This window comes from Rhodococcus sp. FG69, assembly GCF_057808915.1.
This window is the reverse complement of the sequence record NZ_JBMDIX010000049.1, coordinates 14717-34175: the sequence shown is the minus strand read 5'-3', so window position 1 is coordinate 34175 and position 19459 is coordinate 14717. Positions and strand designations below refer to the sequence as shown.

The 19459-nt window shown below is 62.9% G+C and carries 21 protein-coding genes; 13 read left to right on the top strand and 8 right to left on the bottom strand.

What is annotated here, in order from left to right; translation table 11 throughout:
* Positions 1-297: 297 nt before the first annotated feature.
* A complete protein-coding gene (locus tag ACODSO_RS26450; RefSeq protein ID WP_489039637.1) occupies positions 298-582 on the top strand; it encodes a hypothetical protein in 285 nt (94 codons plus the stop codon).
* Positions 583-698: 116 nt separating this feature from the next.
* Entirely contained in the window at positions 699-1691 is a 993-nt protein-coding gene (locus ACODSO_RS26445; RefSeq protein ID WP_489039636.1) for a diguanylate cyclase domain-containing protein, read from the top strand.
* Positions 1692-1712: 21 nt separating this feature from the next.
* Here the strand turns inward: ACODSO_RS26445 and ACODSO_RS26440 are convergent, their stop codons facing one another.
* Complete coding sequence (locus ACODSO_RS26440) at positions 1713-2381, bottom strand: TetR/AcrR family transcriptional regulator (protein ID WP_489039634.1); 669 nt, start codon at positions 2379-2381, stop codon at positions 1713-1715.
* Between the two features lie 152 nt (positions 2382-2533).
* Between ACODSO_RS26440 and ACODSO_RS26435 the strand changes: the two genes are divergently transcribed.
* Complete coding sequence (locus tag ACODSO_RS26435) at positions 2534-3688, top strand: GGDEF domain-containing protein (RefSeq protein ID WP_489039633.1); 1155 nt, start codon at positions 2534-2536, stop codon at positions 3686-3688.
* A 227-nt stretch (positions 3689-3915) separates the two neighbouring features.
* Positions 3916-5166 carry a carotenoid oxygenase family protein gene (locus tag ACODSO_RS26430; protein ID WP_489039632.1) on the top strand — a complete coding sequence of 417 codons (1251 nt, stop codon included), beginning with the start codon at positions 3916-3918 and terminating at the stop codon, positions 5164-5166.
* Here the strand turns inward: ACODSO_RS26430 and ACODSO_RS26425 are convergent.
* The 5 genes from ACODSO_RS26425 to ACODSO_RS26405 all read right to left on the bottom strand — a co-directional run bounded on the left by ACODSO_RS26425 (position 5090) and on the right by ACODSO_RS26405 (position 10878).
* Positions 5090-5416, bottom strand: a complete 327-nt coding sequence (locus tag ACODSO_RS26425; RefSeq protein ID WP_489039631.1) for a hypothetical protein — start codon at positions 5414-5416, stop codon at positions 5090-5092. The two genes, ACODSO_RS26430 and ACODSO_RS26425, sit on opposite strands and share 77 nt — an antisense overlap.
* On the bottom strand, positions 5413-6864 hold the full coding sequence (locus ACODSO_RS26420; protein ID WP_489039630.1) for an aldehyde dehydrogenase family protein: 1452 nt from the start codon (positions 6862-6864) through the stop codon (positions 5413-5415). Before ACODSO_RS26420 ends, ACODSO_RS26425 begins: the two co-directional genes overlap by 4 nt.
* Before the next feature lie 42 nt (positions 6865-6906).
* Complete coding sequence (locus ACODSO_RS26415; protein WP_489039629.1) at positions 6907-8433, bottom strand: carotenoid oxygenase family protein; 1527 nt, start codon at positions 8431-8433, stop codon at positions 6907-6909.
* Complete coding sequence (locus ACODSO_RS26410) at positions 8426-10021, bottom strand: FAD-dependent monooxygenase (protein ID WP_489039628.1); 1596 nt, start codon at positions 10019-10021, stop codon at positions 8426-8428. Before ACODSO_RS26410 ends, ACODSO_RS26415 begins: the two co-directional genes overlap by 8 nt.
* Before the next feature lie 71 nt (positions 10022-10092).
* Positions 10093-10878, bottom strand: coding sequence for an IclR family transcriptional regulator (locus ACODSO_RS26405; protein WP_489039627.1), 786 nt, complete (start codon positions 10876-10878; stop codon positions 10093-10095).
* Between the two features lie 164 nt (positions 10879-11042).
* On the opposite strand from ACODSO_RS26405, the gene ACODSO_RS26400 reads away from it, so the two are divergent.
* From ACODSO_RS26400 to ACODSO_RS26390, 3 genes are read left to right on the top strand one after another with little or no spacing between them, the layout of a single operon-like run.
* Positions 11043-12677, top strand: coding sequence for an MFS transporter (locus ACODSO_RS26400; RefSeq protein ID WP_489039626.1), 1635 nt, complete (start codon positions 11043-11045; stop codon positions 12675-12677).
* Position 12678: 1 nt separating this feature from the next.
* Positions 12679-13611 carry a VOC family protein gene (locus tag ACODSO_RS26395; RefSeq protein WP_489039625.1) on the top strand — a complete coding sequence of 311 codons (933 nt, stop codon included), beginning with the start codon at positions 12679-12681 and terminating at the stop codon, positions 13609-13611.
* 1 nt (position 13612) lies between these two features.
* The gene (locus tag ACODSO_RS26390; protein ID WP_489039624.1) at positions 13613-14437 is read left to right on the top strand and encodes a fumarylacetoacetate hydrolase family protein; all 825 of its coding nucleotides are present in this window, start codon (positions 13613-13615) and stop codon (positions 14435-14437) included.
* Positions 14438-14580: 143 nt separating this feature from the next.
* Here ACODSO_RS26390 and ACODSO_RS26385 read toward each other — a convergent pair whose 3' ends face one another.
* Entirely contained in the window at positions 14581-14847 is a 267-nt protein-coding gene (locus tag ACODSO_RS26385) for a hypothetical protein (RefSeq protein WP_489039623.1), read from the bottom strand.
* Positions 14848-14906: 59 nt separating this feature from the next.
* On the opposite strand from ACODSO_RS26385, the gene ACODSO_RS26380 reads away from it, so the two are divergent.
* The 4 genes from ACODSO_RS26380 to ACODSO_RS26365 all read left to right on the top strand — a co-directional run bounded on the left by ACODSO_RS26380 (position 14907) and on the right by ACODSO_RS26365 (position 16906).
* Complete coding sequence (locus ACODSO_RS26380; protein ID WP_489039622.1) at positions 14907-15719, top strand: AMP-binding protein; 813 nt, start codon at positions 14907-14909, stop codon at positions 15717-15719.
* Complete coding sequence (locus ACODSO_RS26375; protein WP_489039621.1) at positions 15697-16191, top strand: cupin domain-containing protein; 495 nt, start codon at positions 15697-15699, stop codon at positions 16189-16191. Before ACODSO_RS26380 ends, ACODSO_RS26375 begins: the two co-directional genes overlap by 23 nt.
* Before the next feature lie 105 nt (positions 16192-16296).
* The gene (locus ACODSO_RS26370; RefSeq protein WP_489039620.1) at positions 16297-16494 is read left to right on the top strand and encodes a hypothetical protein; all 198 of its coding nucleotides are present in this window, start codon (positions 16297-16299) and stop codon (positions 16492-16494) included.
* A gap of 202 nt (positions 16495-16696) precedes the next feature.
* Positions 16697-16906, top strand: a complete 210-nt coding sequence (locus ACODSO_RS26365; protein ID WP_489039619.1) for a hypothetical protein — start codon at positions 16697-16699, stop codon at positions 16904-16906.
* Positions 16907-16917: 11 nt separating this feature from the next.
* On the opposite strand, the gene ACODSO_RS26360 is transcribed toward ACODSO_RS26365, so the two are convergent.
* The gene (locus tag ACODSO_RS26360) at positions 16918-17892 is read right to left on the bottom strand and encodes an ABC transporter substrate-binding protein (protein WP_489039618.1); all 975 of its coding nucleotides are present in this window, start codon (positions 17890-17892) and stop codon (positions 16918-16920) included.
* Positions 17893-17930: 38 nt separating this feature from the next.
* On the opposite strand from ACODSO_RS26360, the gene ACODSO_RS26355 reads away from it, so the two are divergent.
* Complete coding sequence (locus ACODSO_RS26355) at positions 17931-18176, top strand: hypothetical protein (RefSeq protein WP_489039617.1); 246 nt, start codon at positions 17931-17933, stop codon at positions 18174-18176.
* 513 nt (positions 18177-18689) lie between these two features.
* Positions 18690-19388 carry a serine hydrolase domain-containing protein gene (locus ACODSO_RS26350; RefSeq protein ID WP_489039616.1) on the top strand — a complete coding sequence of 233 codons (699 nt, stop codon included), beginning with the start codon at positions 18690-18692 and terminating at the stop codon, positions 19386-19388.
* The last annotated feature ends 71 nt before the right edge of the window (positions 19389-19459 follow it).

The window sequence follows — 19459 nt, the reverse complement described above, 5'->3', positions numbered from 1 at the left end:
GGCGGGCATCGGACAACCCGTCGAGCAAACCCGACACACACGCCTCGCTCTCGCGACGCCTGCAGTCCATGTCGCCCCCCGGCATCCCCATGACAAGAAGCGTACTCGAACATATGTTCGAAATGCAAGGGTTTGGCGAGAAGGAGTCCACCCCGGAACCGATTTCGTTCAACGGGTGTCCGCGACCGAGATCGGAATACACGCGTCGCGCGCGGTCAGCGGTGCGCTTCGAGACAATCGAAGTCGAGTGCCGACACGCGGTTGGCCGCGTTGTTCCGAGTCGGGAGGTGGGTTCACTTGCCCGCGCTGGACCTTGCACTCGACCGCATCGGTGGACCCGAAGGCCTCGACGAAGCCTTGGAACTGCTCAGCGACGCCACCACGGAAGTCGTCAACTACGAACCTGAACTGAACACCATCTCCTCCGGCTCGATCGACGACACCACCACAGCCGACGCATTCACCGAGAGCATGACCGCTCTACAACAAACCAGCTATTCGACCTCGAGCAACCGTTCGATTCTGCTCGACCGGTGCGTGGTTTCAACACCTACAATCGGAACCCTTCAGACGCTGTCTTAGTCAGTTCCCTGCAAATGCCCGATTGTCCACCACGAAAAGACCACGCCTTGTCCCCTTGGAAAGCAGCACGCCTGCCGCCGTCTCTGCACGTCGCGGCCTTTCGTGCGCTGCATGGCGTGACATCGAGGATTCATCACAGCCTCGACCTGACTACGACACTCGGCGCGATCACGCAGGGCGTGGTCGATGCTGCCGGGTTCGAGGTTGCAGCAATGAACTTCGTTCGAGCAGACGGGCGTACAGAGGTGGTCTCCGTCGTCGGCGACGAAGATGCGCGCAGATCGTTGATGAACACGGTGCAAACCGAGGAGTTCTGGACCCGCATGACAGCGGCCTCCCGCCCGCTTGGCAGGTTACGCTTCATCGACGGGTCGAAGAAACCCACGGTCACGGAAATGGACAGCGGGATCTGGACGAGCAACCGAAAACACTCGAGCAGCCCCGACGCGTGGCATCCAATGGACTTTCTGTTCGCACCGCTGCACGGGTCGACCGGGCGATGGCTCGGAATGCTCGCAGTCGACTTGCCCGTCCATGGCCTCAGACCCGGCCCCGAACAATGCGAGATTCTCGAGCTGTTCGCCGATCACGCTGCGCTCGCCATCGAGCACGCCCAGCTACACGACGACATCCAGAAAAGGGAGGCCGAAGCGCGCTACGCCGCGCGACACGATCCGTTGACAGGTCTCTGGAACCACGCACGATTGAAAGAAGAGCTCACCGAAGGACCCACCCAGGAGCCGACCGCGGTCGTGGTCGTCGACTTGGACAATTTCAAAGGCGTCAACGACCGGTTCGGACATCTCGTCGGTGACCGAGTGCTGCAGTCCGCCGCGCACCGAATACTCGACGCAGCCAGCACTGATGACATCGTGATCCGTACGGGTGGAGATGAATTCGTCATCGTGCTTCGGGGACCCGATGTCGATTCCAGGATGCGCAAGCTGGCGAGCGCGGTGGCCGAAGGCATGAATCGACCCATCGACATCGACGGCCTGCTGTGCACCGTGCGCGCGAGTATCGGCACCGCCTACTCGCGAGGCGGAGGACGGCTGGAAGCACTTCTCGTCGAGTCCGACGCTGACATGTACCGTCGCAAGAACTCCTGAACTACCGATAATGGGAGGCAGCTACTTCCCTGCGAAAAGCACCAGGGTGTCGCGAACACACCGCTCCACAAACTCCTCCGTGACTTCACGGCCACTGACGAGAACTCGGAAATACATCGGTGCAACCAGACTTTCGATCACATCGTCGGAATCGATATCCGTACCGATCTCGTTGCGCTGCTGCGCCTGCTCGACGATGTCCCGGGCAATCGCGAAGCGCGCCGCATAGAAGGCCGTGCGAGCCTCGTCGATCTCGGGGTCACCCGACAGCGCGTACACGGCCCGCAACAATCGCCGCACCTCGGGTCGGCCGATCAACATTGCCACCTGTTTGGCGAGCGTCATGAGATCCTCGGCCAGACTCCCGGTCCGCGGCGGAGGATTGTTGGCCGCGGCCATCTTCATCACTGCTTCGCTGACCACCCCGGTGCGACTACCCCATCGGCGGTAGACCGTGGTCTCGGCCACGTTCGCGCGAGCCGCGATGTCGGCAACCGAGATGGTATCGATCTCGCGCTCGGTCAGCAGAGCGAGCGTGGCGGTGAGCACCTGCTCCTGTACCCGCGCGCTCCGACCACCTGGTCGCTTCGACGTCGATCGCTGCTCGCCGGATGCGGCGAGTTCCGAGGTAGGGACCTCCGTGTTCCGGGCGGTCGGGTCCGGCTGCGGGCCTGCATTGATCGACACCATCGGGTGAAGGGTACCGCGTACTTCTTTTCGGCCGTTTCCCCGTTAATGCTAGCGAAAGTAGCCTTAAGGCTAGTATCGAACCCATCGAGCAGGAGCCGTGCATTCGCCGAGCCGGCGAAGACTCCACCTCGACTCGAGGGGACGGAGAGGGCGTGATCACACTCATACCCCCGGCATTCGGGACCGGGCGGCGCGGTGGGACTGTGTCACGCGCGAGCGGGACGTCACACGCACGAGCCAACCCCGCCACGTTCCTCGGCGTCCGGACCAGACGGTTGATCGCGGCTTCGACCGCGAACGCCTCGGTCATGGGCGCCGTTGCTCTGACCGACAGTCAGATATTCGTCGAGGACGGCGCCTGGGTGGTGATAGCAATCCTCGTACTGAACTCGGCGATGGCCGCGGCCTGGATGATCGTCGAAGTGCGCCGATGCTCACGTACTGCGCTGCTCTTCGGCTTCTGGGCAGAAGCGGCAATAGTGGCGATTCTGCTGCTCATGGAATTGCCATCGGAGGCGCTCGTCGCTGCTCCCCTGTTGATGGCGCCAGGCCTTTATCTGCTGCTCGCGCTGGGCCAGAAGAGTCTCGTGGTGCACAGCGCGGTGGTCCTCGCGACGGTAACAGTGCTCACGCTCGCAGCGCTCGAAGATGGCACCGAATCCGTCACGACCATCGTCGTCCGGGCTCAGATCGTGGTGACCGTTGCCCTGGGCGGCCCAGCGTCTCTGCACGCACTGTGGTCACGCATGATTCGACAGTCCCAGCTGGCACGCCGGGACGCGCTCACTGGCCTGCTCAACCGGCGCGGGCTCGCCGACGGACTCGACGACCTAGCCAGCGGAGTGATACCTCTCGGTCGCGCCACCGTGGCAGCATTGGTGGTGGACATCGACTCCTTCAAATCGGTCAACGACAACTACGGCCACGCTGTCGGAGACACGGTCCTCACCGGTGTGGCACAACAGCTGACGCTCCACACAGGACCGGACGCGATCGTGGCGCGTACCGGAGGCGAAGAATTCACCGCAATAGTCACCGGGCCGCGCACGGTCGTCGACCAGATCGTGGCGTCGTTTCCGACCTTCGTGTCACCGCGAGCGGACGCACCACCGGTCACTTTCAGTGTGGGCGCGGCGATTCTGCCAGCCGGCTGCACGCCCCCGAGCACCGAGCAGTTGCTCGACGCGATTCGCGACGCGGACGTCGCCATGTACGAGGCGAAGCGCAACGGAGGCGGCACCGTTGCCGTTGCCCCTGCTGCCGTCGCCCCTGGTGCCATCGCCCCGTCAGCCGTACCAAAGCGCTGAGCTGCAGCCAAGGGCACAGTGCCCAGTGGGCGCACACAATGGTGTGCGCTTCGACCGATGCCCGCTGCCGCCAGCGAGTCCATGCTCGAAGGAGAGGACAGGCGAACGCCTGGACGTGCCCCGACAGCAGAGGACGAGCATCATGTGGGACGAGAACAACAGGTCGCTGAACGGACCGTTCGAGCCATGGCACAAGAAGCCGATACCACTGGTTCGATGGCGACGGGATGATCTACGGCGTCTTTCTCCGCGACGGCCGAGCTCACGCCTCGAGCCGTTGGGTGCGGACGGCAGCGTTCAAGGTCGAAGAAGAGAACGGCAAGGCGGTGTACAGCAGCATCCTCAATGGCTGTGTTGCAGTGGATTTTTCCCTGAATCCGCCACTCAAGAACCCCGCAAATACCCACGTCACCCTGTTCGATGATCGACTGTTGGTCTTCACCGAGGTCGACCTCCCGCACGAACTGCATCCGACGACGCTGGAGACACGGGGCCAATACGACTACCACGGTGATGTGTCCGGGCCCGTCACTGCGCATTGGAAAACCGATCCGCGCAACGGCGACATGCTCTTCTACGGTGTTTCCGGTTCGACATTGACCTGGTATCACGCCAACTCTCACGGCAAGCTTCTCGACAGCCATCAGTTCGACATGGGTGTCGCGTGCTTTCTGCACGACTTCGTCGTCACCGAGGACTACGCCGTCTTCATGATCACGCCCACCCTCTTCACCGGGCCGGAGGACCTGATGGCCGGTAAACCGACGGTGGTGTGGGACCCAGAGACCTCGAACGGAACACGGTTCGCGGTACTCGATCGCCACAGCGGCGCAGTCACATTCATCGACGGTGATGGCGGGTACTCCGGCACGCACTTCTACAACGCCTACCAAGAAGGAAGTTCGATCGTCATCGACGGCCACCGGACCGATCGGTGGGGCTGGCTCAGCGAGGAGTCGGCGGCAATCGAGCCGGGTCAGGACTGCAAGGAGTGGTTCGACTCCATGGTCGCGAAACCATGGCGGTGGGTGATCGACCTGAGTTCGCAGCGCCTTACCCGCGACTACCAGACCAACGACGTCGTCGGCGAGTTCCCGAGAATCAACGACGAATATGCACTGCGCGAGAATCGCTTCGGTTACTACGCCACGACACAGGGCACCGACCGATGGCTCACCGACGGATTGGCCAAGCACGACTATCGAGGCGATCTCACCAAGACGATCCCCAACGCCGAGCTTGTCTCACCGTCGGAACCTGTCTTCGTCCCTCGTGATAACGCCACCAGGGAGGACGACGGGTGGATGATGTCGTTGTGGTGGAATCCCTTCACCCGGTTGAGCGAGATGCTGATCCACGACGCGCTGCATTTCGAATCAGAACCGGTCGCGCGGATCAAGCTCAATCAGCGTGTCCCCATGGGATTCCACGGCAACTGGATCGATGGTGAGCCGTCCGTGCACCGAGTCGATTCTTGATCGCATCGGCAGCGCGACGTAGCGACCGCGCATCGGCATGGGGGTACGACGGGGACCCGGAGATGACGAAGCTGCGGTGATAGTTGCCGATGGACGCTCCGAGGATTCTGGCCGCGGCATGTTCGTCGACCGGCCGCCCGTCGAGCAGCGCATCGATCAGCTCGTGCCGGGCATGCTGTACCGCCCAGGCCACCGCGCTGGCGCCGAGCGTCGTCTTCGCATGTCGACACGCCGCGATCTCCTCGCTCAAAAGGGGTACTTTTCGATATCGGACTGCATCGTGACCCATTGCAGGTCGCAGAACGTATCGAGATTGACGGTCGACCCGAAGTGCCCACCTGATCCGGAAGACTTGACTCCGCCGAACGGAGCCACCGCTTCGTCGTCGACCGTCTGATCATTGATATGCACCGCTCCGGAACGGATGCGGTCGGCCAGCTCGAAGGCCTTGAACGGATTCGCAGTCAGGATCGCAACGGAAAGTCCGAATTCCGAAGAATTGACGATATCGATGGCCTCGTCGACAGTTCGGTACGTGGCGACCGGTGCAACCGGGCCGAAGATCTCCTCGGTGAACGCAGGCGAGTCCTTCGGGACATTGCCGAGCACGGTGGGCCGGTAATAGAGACCCTCGTAGGTGCCTCCGGCCGCAAGGTCCGCACCTGCTGTCAGCGTCGCCTGCACGATCCCGTCGACGCGCTTCAACTGGTTCTCGTCGATGATCGGCCCCAGCGCGTTGGACGGGTCGCTCGGATCGCCGACCGTGATGCGTGTCGCGATCTCGGCGAGCTTGCCGATGTACTCCTCGGCGAGATGCTCCGGGATCAGGTGTCGTCCCGACGCCATGCAGATCTGGCCCTGATGCAGAAACGATCCCCATGCTCCCGCCGACGCGGCCGCGCTGATGTCGGCGTCGGGGAGTACGAGAAAGGCGTTGTTGCCACCGAGTTCGAGATGGACTTTCTTCAGCAGTGGTGCCGCCGCTTCACCGATGCGACGGCCGGCCGCGGTCGATCCGGTGAAGGAAATGCAGGGTACATCCGGATGTGCAACGAGCGCGGCCCCGACATCGGCACCGGACGGAAGCACGTGCAGCACCCCGTCAGGCAAACCGGCTTCGGCGAACAGTTCCGCGAGAGCGAGTCCCCCGGAGATGGGCGTGCGCGGGTCGGGCTTGAGGACGACGGCATTGCCGACCGCGAGGGCCGGGGCTACCGACCGCATCGACAGCACCGCAGGGAAGTTGAACGGGCTGATCACCCCCACCACACCTACCGGCACGTAGCGGCCCACCGAGAAGCGCGACTTCGCACTACGCAGCACCTGCCCGTAGGGCTGTGAAGCAAGATTGGCGGCCTCCACGAGTTCCGCCAACACCAGCTGAACCTCGCCACCTGCCTTGCCCTGGCTCGACCCGGACTCGGGGACCAGCCAACGCGCCAGTCGCTCCGGATCGGCCGACAACAACGCTGCCGCCGCAGTCATCACCGCGGCACGTTCGGTGTAGGGCTTGGATGCCCACTCTCGCTGCGCGGACACCGCTTTGGCGACCGCACGATCGAGGTCACCGACATCTGCGGCCCCGACGGTGGCGATCACCTCGGCTGTCGCCGGCGCCACGACATCGAAGGTGCCACCTCCGCCTGTCCTCCACTCGCCGTCGAAGATCTTGTGCGCCCACGCCGTTGTGCTTGCCATTTGTTCTTTGCCTCTCGTCGAATCGGTTCTTACAGTGTTTGTTTATTCGGACTGCGCGGCGACCGCCGCGTCGAGCACCTCGGCCTCGGCCCAGGATCCGTGGAAGGCAAAGGGCACTCGGACGGGGAGCTTGACTCGCGCCAGCGGTTCGCGGACGAATGCGCTCGCCTCGTGAACCAGCAGTTCGGACAGGCCGGTCGCGGGATTCCACCAGATCGTCAGCAGGTAGCCGTCGTTCTCCTCGGTACCACCGCGGCGTTGGACGAACACCGGTTCGCTGGGGCTTGTCAGACCGTCGGGCCCTTCCAGGACGATCGTCTGGCCGGTCGAGAAGTCATGGCGAGCAAGACCGTCGGTCATGGTCAACGGTGACAGATTCCGGGTGGTGGTGAAGTAGCCGAACCGATTTTCCTTGCCGAGCCAGGCATCGTTGATCTTGGGGAACTCGCCGGCGATACCGCTGTGCATCTGCTGGGTAGTTGTCTTCGTCGCGGCGTCGAGCACGAATCGCCAGGCCATAGCAGGTGGGAACCAGGAGTGTGAGTCGAGAGGTTCGTCGGAATCATCGGCAGGGTTACCCAAGCGAGCGATGACGTGCAGATCGACCACGATGCCGGTCGGTGTCTCGTGCGCGTTGAAGAAGTGCGTCGGAGCAAGCATCAGCCCGGTGTCGTACCAGGTCACCTCATGGGTCCGCCGGTCGAGCACCGCAAACCTGCTTCCGCCCGGAACCGCCGTCTCGTCCCAGAGCACACCCGGGCGGCCCTCCATGATCCGGTCGAGTCGAAATTGATTCGGCGAGATGAGGAAGATGGCTAGGTGCTCACTGACGATGTAGTCGTGAACCATTGCCGGGCAGCCCATGTCGAAGGAGAACGTGTCTGTCACAGATCCCGTCGGATCGGCTTCGTACCACGTCAAGCTCGGGCCGACTGCCGCATAGAAGAGCATGTTCCCGGTAGCCGGGTCGATCTTGTAGTGCGCGGTGCACAGAATATCGATGGCACCGCCGAAATCAAATATTCCTTGCGTGTCGAGACTCTCCGGATGCATCGAATGAGGCAGTCCCCCTTCGAAGTACACGAGAAGGTGATCAGCGAAGAGCCCCACGTTGGTGTTGGCGACGCTCTTGGCCGGCGGCGCGCCCTGCGGAAGGTCCCGACGAGCTTTGCCTGAACCGTTGACGAATCCGCTGTACAGAGCTTCACCGGCTTCGACCTCGACCTTCATCGAGTCGGTGTTGACCCACTTCATCCGGAACGAGGCTTTGCCGTCGCGGATGTATGTCCCCGCGACGCCTCCGTCTCCTTCCCACCAGTGATAGCGGTCGGTGTCGAGTGGTTCGAATCGCGGATTGTTCGCGACTCGGAAGAGCGCCCCGGCAAGATCGTCCGGCAACTTTCCGATCACGGGTAGATCGAACGATTCGGTTTCCTCCTGCCATGGCGCGAACGGTCCGTTCAAGAACTTGTTCGAGGTGTTCCAGTCGACGTCCGCGGTGCGGCGCGGTGCGGCTGGACCGTTTCGCCGAACGACGGTCGTCGGGAGAGGAGACGGTAGATCACGCATGGTCAGCGCCTTTCGTCTGGGTTCTTTCACAGCTCGGAGTCCATGCCGTCACTGCAGTAAGAACGCGGTCGGTCTCGGTCGGGTTCCACGCTGCCGCAACGACATGGTCGGGTCGAAGCAGAACGAAATGCCCTCGATATCGCGCGAATTCGGCGTCGAGTCGGCCGTCGACATCGAGCAGCACGTTGACGGTGTCGAGTCGGGGAACAGTATGGTCGGTGGGAACCAACGCGATCGCCGCGTCGAAGAGATCGGCGACGCGCGATGCCTGCGTCCAGTCGGCGGGATCGGTCACGTCGACTCCTACCAACGCCCATCCCGGTCCAAGCACGTTGTCGAGCGGTTCGATCGTTCGAGTCGAGGAATCGAACGTCCGAGGCTGCCCGACCACGACACCGACACCGGTGCCGGCAACGATCATTCCGTCGGTGAATTCGTACGCGGGTCTGTACGCCATGGTCTCGAAGAATCGTCGACCGTCCGCAGTTTTCAGTGCAGCGCCGATGAGCGCGTCGCGGCGATGCGCGAGCCGTTCGTTCGTCGTCATCACCACCCGGCCAAGCCTCTCGGACGCACGGACCACAGCACGGGAATGCGGCGCACGCTCCAATTCGTAACTCTGCGTGACGGTCTCCTGCAACGCCCCTCGAAGGACTCCCGCGATCTTCCAGGTGAGGTTCGCCGCATCCCGAATCCCAGAGTTGAGGCCCTGGCCGGCGAAAGGCGGCATCATGTGGGCCGCGTCGCCGAGCAAGAAGCATCGACCGCTCTGCCACTGATCAGCAACCAGTCCGTGAAAGCGATAGTTGACGGCTCGCTCGACCTGGTCGCGCGTGATGGTGCGGTAGCGGGAGACGAGGTCTTCGATGAGCTCGAAGGGCGGGGCGTCGGTCGCCGTGCCCTCGCCGTCGAAGAGCCTGAACTCGTATCGGCAGCGCCCGTTCAGTCCGGGCACCACGACGTGCGGACGCTTCGGATCGGCGTGGTGCATTCCGTAGCGCTCGGTGTGGAAGTCGCCGAGTGTGTCGACGACGAGCCACAATTCAGGGTGGCTACGTCCGGTCATCCCGATACCGAGAAGGGACCGGACCGTCGACCGTCCACCGTCGCACCCCAGCAGGTAGCGGGCCGAGAAGGAACGGCCACCGGCCTCGAGTTCGACGGTGTCGGCATGCTGCGAGATGGAGGTGACTTCGGTTCCGAAACACACAGTGACGTTGGGCGAATTTCGCAGCGCGGACAACAGCACTCGCTCGAGGTCCGGTTGGGAGAACGGGTTCTTGAAGGGGTAGCCGAGCCGGTAGGGGATAGCGGCCCCGCCGTGGAACGCGGGTTCGTCGTTGCTGTCGAAATAGCGAGTTCCGGTACCGGGCACAACGATCGGCAGGACACGGTCCACGACACCGGCCTGCTGGTACACACGTAGGGCCTCGTCGTCGATGCTGATCGCTTTGGGTTCGTTGCTGGTGGTCGATCGGCGCTCGAGGACTATCACGGTAAGCCCCTGCGCCGCGAGCAGTAGCCCCGCCGTCATTCCGACCGGTCCGGCACCGCAGATCGCCACATCGTAGGAGGTGTCGGCTGGCATGTTCACCACCCCAACGTAGCGCGCGTCACGTTAAATAGGAATAGAGTCCTGTTAAATAGGACTAGCGGAAGTCATGATCTCACGACCGCCAGCTTCCGAGACAGAATGTCGGCGGCGGCGCGAACGGCGTTGACCAGCAGTTCCGACCGATCTTCCGGCACACGTCGACGAATGGCGACAATGCTCAGCGCGGCGGCCACTGCACCGCTGTCGTCGAAAATCGGAGCCGCGATTCCAGTTGCATCCGGATCGACCTCGGCCACGGTCATGCCGTAGCCGGCAGTCCGAATCTCCGCGAGGCGCTTCACGAGCACATCGACATCGGTGAGCGTTCGTTCGGTGAAGCGCTGGAGGGCATGTCGGCCAAGGAGCTCTCGAATTTCCTTCTCGGGCAACCACGCCAGCAAGGTGAGCGCCGATGCGCCCGCATTGATCGGCAACCGACTGCCTCGCTCGTAGCTCAGCCGAACGAGTTGCTTCGCGCCCTCGCATCGCTCGATGCACACCACAGTGTCGTCCACCAGGCGCGTGAGAAGGACGGTCTCGCCGACCTCGTCCGCGAGCGCGCGCATCACCGGTTGCGCGATCGCGGTCAACCCGTACCCACGCCGGGCCAGCCTGGCCAACTCGAGAACGCCGATACCGAGTCGGAATCCGCCACCCGGAGCTTCCTCGAGGAACGAGGCCGCCACTAACGTCTGCAGGTATCGGTACGCGGTGGACCTGGCGCTGCCAAGCGCCTCGGCGACGTCGTTCGCACTGATCTGCAGCCGATCCTCGGTGAACAGACCCAGGATGACCAACGCCCGATCTGCCGTGCTGTTGCGTTCTCGGTACCCGCTCGAATCCGTTGCCATTTCACCACCGTATTCCTGAAATACAGGAACACGCAATCGACATGCGAGATTTTCCGGGTCAAAGCTATTGACAGAAGTGATCTGCGCCATGACTATTGTCCTATATTAAGGAACATACGTCCTGATTTATAGGACATCATCTTCCATCTCCCACAAGGAACCCCATGACATCAACACGATCGGGCGGCGTCCCCGCCAACCACGCTCAGAAGCTGGATCGGGGCACGCTCCTCGCGTGCTGCCTCGCAATCGGTGTCGCTCAGATGGGAGTGTCCTTGGCGGCCCCCCTGCTGGGAGTCATTCAGCGTGACCTCGGCGCCAGCGCCGCAGCGCTCGCCTGGATTCCAGCCGCATTCATCCTCCCCACCGCAATACTCGAACTCAATTTCGGCGTGCTCGGTGACATGTTCGGCCGCAAACGATTGCTCGTCTGGGGTGGCGTCCTCATCTTCGCCGGCGACGTCGTCGCCGGAACATCGGGAACACTCACGCAGCTCATAGCCGGGCAGGCGATCGCAGGGCTCGGCGCTGCAGCAATCTTTCCCACGTCCCTGGCCATGTTGGTCTCCGCCACTCCCGCGCGAGAAGACCGCGCGCGTGCACTCTCGTACTGGGCCGTCAGTCTCGCGTTCGGAGCCATGATCGCGCCGCTGATCGGCGGTTTCGCCGCCGAGCACTTCGGCTGGGGTTGGTCCTTCGCCGTTCCGGCCGCGCTGGGGCTCGTCACCGCTGCAGTCAGTGCACTCGTCATCGTCGATTCGCGCCATCCCGCAGGGCGCGGCCTCGACTGGCCAGGTCAGATCACCATCGCGGTGTCGCTACTTGCCCTGCTGTACGCCGTCATTCAAGGATCCGTCGATGGATTCGCCAACCCGACCATCATCGCTGCATTCGTCATAGCCATCACGGCAGGAATTCTGTTCGTGGTCAGCGAGCGACGTGCTCGTACGCCGATGCTCGACCTGAATCTGTTTCGAACCCCGTCGTTCGCCGCTGCGGCCGCAATCGGCCTACTCGCGATGTTCGGCTTCATCGGAACCGCGTACGCACTGAGCGTGAAGCTGGAGGCGATACTGCACGTCGGTCCACTGCAAGCTGCCCTGCCGTTCGCGCTGATCCAGGCGGTCCCCCTTCTGCTCACGCCGCTCCTGCCTCGATTGCTGATGCGCATCGCGGCCCGAACTCTGCTCGTGACCGGGCTGTTGGCTCTCGCGATCGGTCAATTCTGGATGGCTCAGCTACCCGGCGATTCCACCTCACTGCTGGCGATGACCGGTCCAATCCTGTTGCTCGGTACAGGATTCATCACTATGTTCACCGCACTCACCGCCGTAGCAGTCGGCGCGGTGGACATCGACTACGCCGGGATGGCCAGCGCAGTAACCAGTCTCGTCCGTGAAACCGGTCAGAGCTTGGGTCCGGCCATCGTCAGCGCCGTCGCGTTCGGAGTCGCGGGTGCAACCCTCACATCCAGCCTGTCCGACGGATCGCTGCCGCCCGATGTCGCAGGCGTGGCCACCGGAGTCAACGAACAGGGTGGGCCACTGGCAGTGGCCAACGCCGACCTCGGACCTGCGTCCGACGTGGTCGCTCCGCTCGCCCGATCCGCACTCGAACTCGGTCTCGACACCAGCATTTACGTCTGTGTGGGAGCCAGCGTTCTCGCCGCGCTCATTGCCCTCGTCATACCGGGCGGAATCCCGCGGAGCCCGGAAGACCCACCGTTCGTCCGCAACCAACAGGAGACCGACATGACTGCACAACCCTCCCGACCATCGCCCCGAAAGGCGGAACTCTGACATGCACGCACCCACTCGCGTCACCCTGCAGGAACGCGGTGCCGTAGGAACCCTCACTCGAACAGCAGTGTCGCACATCGGCTTCACCGTTCCCGACATCGATGATGCCGCGGACTTCTACGGCCGCACCGTTGGACTGACGATCCAGGACAATCTGGCAGGCGGTGGTCTTCGGCTGGGTTGGGGCTTCGGGCACCACGTCCTCGACCTGTTCGAAGGACCGAAAGGATTGGCCTACTACGGTTTCGAGGTCCGAGATGTCGACGGAATCGAGGGCATCGCCAAACGCCTCGTCGCGGCCGGCCACGAGGTGACCGACCTCGACCCCACTGTCGTCGACAACGCCGTCGGGGCGCCGTCCGGAATCCAGGTCGTCGACCCCGACGGCACTCCTGTGCACTTCCACGGTCCGGTGCATCGCCAGGGCGAGAACGCCGCTGATCCAGGACGTCGCCCCATCAAGTTCCAGCACACCACACTCGGCACCGACAACCTCGTCGCGATGGTCTCGTTCTTCGTCGACACGGTCGGATTTCGCATCTCCGATCAACTGGACGACGGCAAGTTCGCCTGGCTGCGCAGCGATCGTGACCATCACACCCTCGCCGTGGTCGAGAACGGACACCCTGGGGACCTCGATCACTACTCCTACGATCTGGCGGAGTGGGAGGACTTCAAGTCCTGGTGCGATCGGCTGACCGATCTCGGTGTCGATGTGGTGTGGGGGCCGGGTCGTCACGGACCGGGCAACAACCTCTTCGTCTTCTTCGACGATCCGGCCGGAAATCACATCGAGCTGTCAGCGGAGATGGAGAAGTTCCACGACGACCGAGTGGAATACGTTCCGCGCCGTTGGCGGCCGGTCCCCGCGTCGGTGAACCTGTGGGGTGGCCAGCTCGCGAGCTGGCGCAAAACGAGCGAAAGCGATATCTGACATGTCTTATGTCTCTTACGAATACAACGAAGTTCGCGGTGTCGGCGAAGTGGACGGTGATTCGCTGATTCCACTCGAGGGCGTTTCCGAGATCGGCCGCAACACAACGATCGAGACCCTCGCATCGGCGGAGAGGATGACGAATCATGCTCTCGCCCTCGACCAGGTTCGCGTGCTACCGGTGGTCACCGACCCTGCGCGGGTGATCTGCGTCGGACTCAACTACCGCGACCACATCGTCGAGACCAAGCGCGACTTCCCGACGTACCCGGTCATGTTTCCCAAGTATGCCTCCAGCCTCATCGGCGCCTACGACGACATCGTCGTTCCGCCCGAGAGTTCCGAGGTGGACTACGAGGGCGAGATGGCTGTGGTCATCGGGCGACGTGGTCGCCGCATCACCGAGGAGGACGCTCTCGATCACGTCCTGGGCTACACCGTTGCCAACGACATCACGATGCGCGACTTCCAGTACAAGACCCACCAGTGGATGCAGGGCAAGGCCTGGGACGCGAGCACGCCTCTCGGACCGCGCATAGTCTGCCCAGCCGAGGTGGACCTCGCAGGCTGCGGGATCCGCACAATCGTCAACGGCGAGAAGGTGCAGGAGTCGAATCTGTCCCAATTGCTCTTCACGGTGCCCAATCTGATCGCCACTATCTCGACGTTCACCACGCTCGAACCCGGCGACGTCATCCTCACCGGAACCCCTGGCGGGGTGGGGTACCGCCGCAAGCCCCAGCTGCTCCTGAAGCCGGGAGACCACGTCAGCGTCGAGATCGACAACATCGGCTCGGTGAGCAACCGGCTGGTGGCCGAACACTGAGTCAGTGTTTCACGGTCGACGGGGCGGGCCGGGCATGGAGCGGACGAACGATGTCGTCGGCACTGCGCGCCATACGATCATCGCGCTACCTCCAGCGTCTTGTTCTCGGCGATCTACTCGGCGACAGGGTTTCGACGCGACCCCTATTCGGCACCGTCACGGTGCGGCGCGATCGCGTGGAGATCTATCGCGGCGCGCTCGCCTGCCAGTATTGCTGCCTCGATACCCGAGTGAGTGAGGAAGTCACCAGCAAGTCGGACACGGGCAGGCATCGAGTCGCGCGCACCACGCATGGCGGCATAGTGACCCGGAACCGGCGCGATCAGTGCGACATCCATCTGGAAGATCCGAGTGAAGTCCGGCTCTGCATCCGAAAACGCCATGGCGACCGCCAACCGCGCTTTCGCCACGATTTCTGACTGGCAGCACATGCACGAAACTCCGCCTGCTCGAGGAACGAGGTCGTCGCATGAGTGGTTTCACCGCCATGCTGCTCGACGACCCTGACGGTCTGCCGTCCGGTCAGCCGTTTCGCGCGCCGGCACGCGACGCGGAGGACGTCGTCGCGATTTTTTACACGAGTGGCACGACGGACCGCCCCAAAGGCGTTGCCATGACACACCGCAACGTCAACTCGGCAGTGGAGAACACCCGGCGAATGTACGTCGCGGTGACGAGCGAGCTGCGCGGTCACCGAAATCTGATCTCGGTCCCCCTCTTGCACGTAACGGGGTGCCACACGCAGATGGTCACGGCGCTGGCGACCGGCGGCACGTGCGTCGTGATGCCGTCGTTCACCGTCTCGTCGTTGATCGACCTCATCGCGCGTGAGCACATCTCCATCCTGATCTCCGTCCCCACCATCTTCAGCCGAATGCTCGAAGCACCGGGTGCAGATGCCGTGGACGTCTCGTATGTACGCGGAATCATGTTCGGTGGTGCTCCGGTGCCGCCGCGGCTGGTACGCGCCCTGCGCGCGAAATTTCCTGCTGCACGCCTCGTCAACGGGTTCGGGGCTACCGAGTCGACGGCCGTACTGACTGCCCTGCCGGACGAATACGCGGCCAGCCAGCAAGATCCTCAAGTCCGTCCTGCGGCGGGACATCGACTGGGACAGCGCTTGGCGCCCTTCGGAGCGGCCACCGAGTACACCGCCGCACGGCGCCGCCCCTCGTACCTCTGCTCGACTCCAGTGACCCACCCGCAAGGAGACCTCGTGTCCACAAGCCCCCCACCATCACGACCTACCGTCACGTGTCGTGATCGCCGGAACTACCGATGACGGCCGATCCTGCGTCGACATCGACGGACCGACCCCGCACCGAGTCGTGACGCCGGTCGCGACTCTGAACGACCTGTGGGTCAGCGATAGCGTCCCCACTCCCTTCACTCCTGCCTTTGCCGGCTCTTCCGAGGAATACTCGGTCGTACCGCCTACCACTGGGCTGAAGGTACTGGTTGCCATTTTTCCCCCCGACAACCAATGGAAGGAGGAAGCCGCGGCCTACGCCGCGGCGCTCGCGACCACAGGGGCAGCCGACTCCGATGACGACCATGCCGCCGGATCCCACCGAACGGACACCGTCGACGTCGTGACGGTGCTCGAGGGCGAGCTTCACGCCGTCCTGGAAACGACCGAGGTAGTCCTGAAGGCGGGCAACACATTTGTGCAAACCGGGGGCGGTCACGCGTGGAGCAACCGGACCGACCGGCCGGTCAAGGCCGTGCTCACGATGATCGACGCGAGCCAGTGACGTCCGTGACCGACGATCCCGGCCGACTCACGACGTCCGCAGACGACCTGGATTCACTTCGACGCCGGGCAATTCCTTCACCACGAGGGCCGGGTCGAGGCTCTGATGGACGTGGAGTTCTCCTGTCTCGGTGATCCATTGGCAGACCTCGGTGCATTGAGGATGCGCGACACGTCGCTGGACAAGTCGGTCATCAACTTCCACGCCGTACGGTTCGCGTTGCTGACGGCAATGCTCTCGGCGGGCGCACGCGCGGATCCCCAGCCGAATTCGATATGGCGCAGTGGGAGGCATGGTCGGTGATGTCGCTATTGATCTGCCTCGAAGTGATCGCCGAGGGGGAAGGCATCGACACTGGCCCCGTTGCAGATCTGAGCCTACGTACTCACCGCGAAGGTCCGCTGCACGAGTCTGCGCTTCCGCATCCTCGACGACGCTGTCGACGCTGGAACCCGAGGTATCTGCCGAGTCGGCCGACCGGGCCGATGAAGAGAAGGTCCTCGGCGTGAGGTGCGACGATTGGCAGAGTGCGGCCGCAGAACTTGAACAGCAGATTGCCGCCGGCGATCTCGACGACTCCACAGTTCTCCCGCTGCTGTGGCGACGTCTTCGTCGTCGCGTCGCGATCATCGATCCCGCGATGAGGGACGCCCGAGGATTCGAGGTGCAGCGAATCGATTGGTCGACCCTTCCGTTGAGCCGAGATGGCCGCTGAGGCGGGCGTATTCACTCCATGGTGGCGTACAGGGCTGACCAGTTACGGACCAGTTCCTGTGCGCTGTAAATTCCGCCGTAATTGATGTTGCCGCGACTCTCGATCACCCGTCCGGCACGAACCGCTGGCAGTTCTTTCCACAGCGGCAGATCGGTCATCGACGCCAAAGTCGGCTCCGGACTCAGGTTTTGAAGGAATATCCCGTCGGCGTCGGCATACTGACCGATCTGTTCGATCGAGACTTCCTGATCGGTTGCATAGGCCCGTTGCTCGCCAAGTAGTGAACCTCCGAGATCAGCGAGCACCTGCGGCTGCAGACGTCCCTCGGTGTTGACCGCGAACGTGCCGGTCGCCGGAATATATTGCAGGTACACCACTTTCTTGGTGGCGAACAGCGTTCCATACCTCGAACGAGCTTCTGACACGAGTCGCTCGTACTCGGCCAACAGTTCGTCGACCACACCCCGGCGACCGGCCCAGTCCGCGACCTTGTTCAGATCGTCCTTCCACGGGGTGTCGAATGCTGTGGGAAGGACAGGCGCGAGATCGAGGAGCTTCCGGGTCGGCCAGTACTGACCGTCGTCTTCGCCGGAGCAAATGATCAGATCCGGATCCAGTGCGAGCACCTGCTCGATCACAACCGGTCCGTCGAGTATCTCGATCCCCGCCGGTGCCGGCACCCATGGAGCGGGTTCACGCAATGTCGTTGCCACAACTTCGAATCCGAGCGCAAGCGCGGTCTCGAGATCGACACGAGAATCCACCGCGAACACACGCGACGGCGTAGCCGGAATCTCATAGGTCCCCAACGGAGTCGTGACCGTGCGTGAACTTTCGTCAACCGTAGCACCGGCCGGCGTGCGGTCGCCACAGCCTGCCAGCGTCAACGCCGCGGCACCGGAGCCGGCGATCAGGAAACGACGTCGAGTCAAAGCAGCGGAAATCGACGACGCACACGGTCTGGAACTATCGAGCAGTGCTGGCACGGCAGGCCTTCCTAGTCAGTTGGAAGTTAGGTTAGCCAATGCACACGACTTCGTCCACTGCCGGGAGGATTTCGCTGCCTGCGGCGCTGCGCTCCATAGGCACTACGAAGAAGAGCGCGGCAGTTCACCCGACGCGGGACATCGACATCGGACCCGCAACTTTCGACGAATTCGACCAAGAGATCTTGACGACTGTAGGTTTCGATGTCCCACACCAGATTCCAGGGTTCCACGGCACTGCCGATCGATTGCCGAACATGGACCCGCAGGCGACCATGGCGTAAACCTCATGTGAATAGTGTCGTACGCGACTGAAATCTCGACCTCGACACACGTCGACCTTCTTCACGTGAACGCCGGAACGGGCTACGCCGGCGTAAAGCTCCGGCGCAGCCCCTCTTTTCAGGCTCCGAGAACGGAACTTGCAGCGGTGGTTCCACTCTCGGCGCTACCGGAGGTGATCAGCTGAAAGATGACGTCAGCAATGATCGATGCGATGAAGCCCATAATTTGTCTCCCTGATATGAAGTACCCCCCGACGGGATACCGATGGACCTGCGAATGTCGAACCAATTGTGCTCGGTCACAACGCGAGGAATGTACCACCGGAAAATATCCAATGTGCGTCGGTAAGCGACCGAACCTGCGCCCTACCAGGACCTTTTCGCGTCCAAATGATCTGTCTCACATAGAACTCGACAGCTGGCTTCGACCCTCCACACCGCTGCACCTCCACACCCGAGGCCCACTGGCTTGCGAATGAAGAAGGATGCCCCGCAGCGACGAGGGAACCGACCGTGCCGCACAATGTTTACGCAGATGAGAGGGCTCTTGTGTCAGCTCTCGTCGAGTTTCTAGGTTGTCGGGCCGAGTTGAGGCGCCGGGCCAAAACGCTGCTGGAAGCGGCGATCGTCGACCGAACCCCTGACGAAGGTCGGGGGTGCCGACCGACTTTCGGGTCAGGTGCGGGCGGTACCGAATTCGTAGCGTTCAAGGATGCGACTTCGACTCGTCCGAGGATTAGTCGGAGCGACCCTGGCGGTTGCCACGGTCCTGCTGCCGACGCAATCGGCGCAGGCAGCGCCCACCCAGCTCGATCCTCTGAGATCGAGCAGTACGTAACCGACTACATGGACCGGGCCGGGTACCCCGGGGTCTCGATCGCGATCACCCAGGTGGAAGACGTTCTCCTGACTGCGGGCTACGGGCACGACTCCACCGGCACGGACATGACGGCGCACACCCCGATGCCGGTGGCGTCGGTGAGCAAGTCCTTCACAGCGCTCGCCGTTATGCAGCTGGTCGAGTCTGGGGACGTGGCGCTGGACGAACCGGTGCGGTCGTACCTGCCTGACTTCCAGGTGGACGACCCCCGCAGCTCGAAGATCACTGTCCGAGAACTGCTGAGCCAGACGTCAGGCATCAGCGACGAGACCTTGCGTGAGAAGAGATTGCCGCGACGCGTCTCTACATCGACCTGGCACTGGCCGCCCTGACACTGATCAGCATCGGAATTGGGGTGTACACGGTAGGACGTGCCGGGACGTGGGCTTCTGCGGCCGCCCGC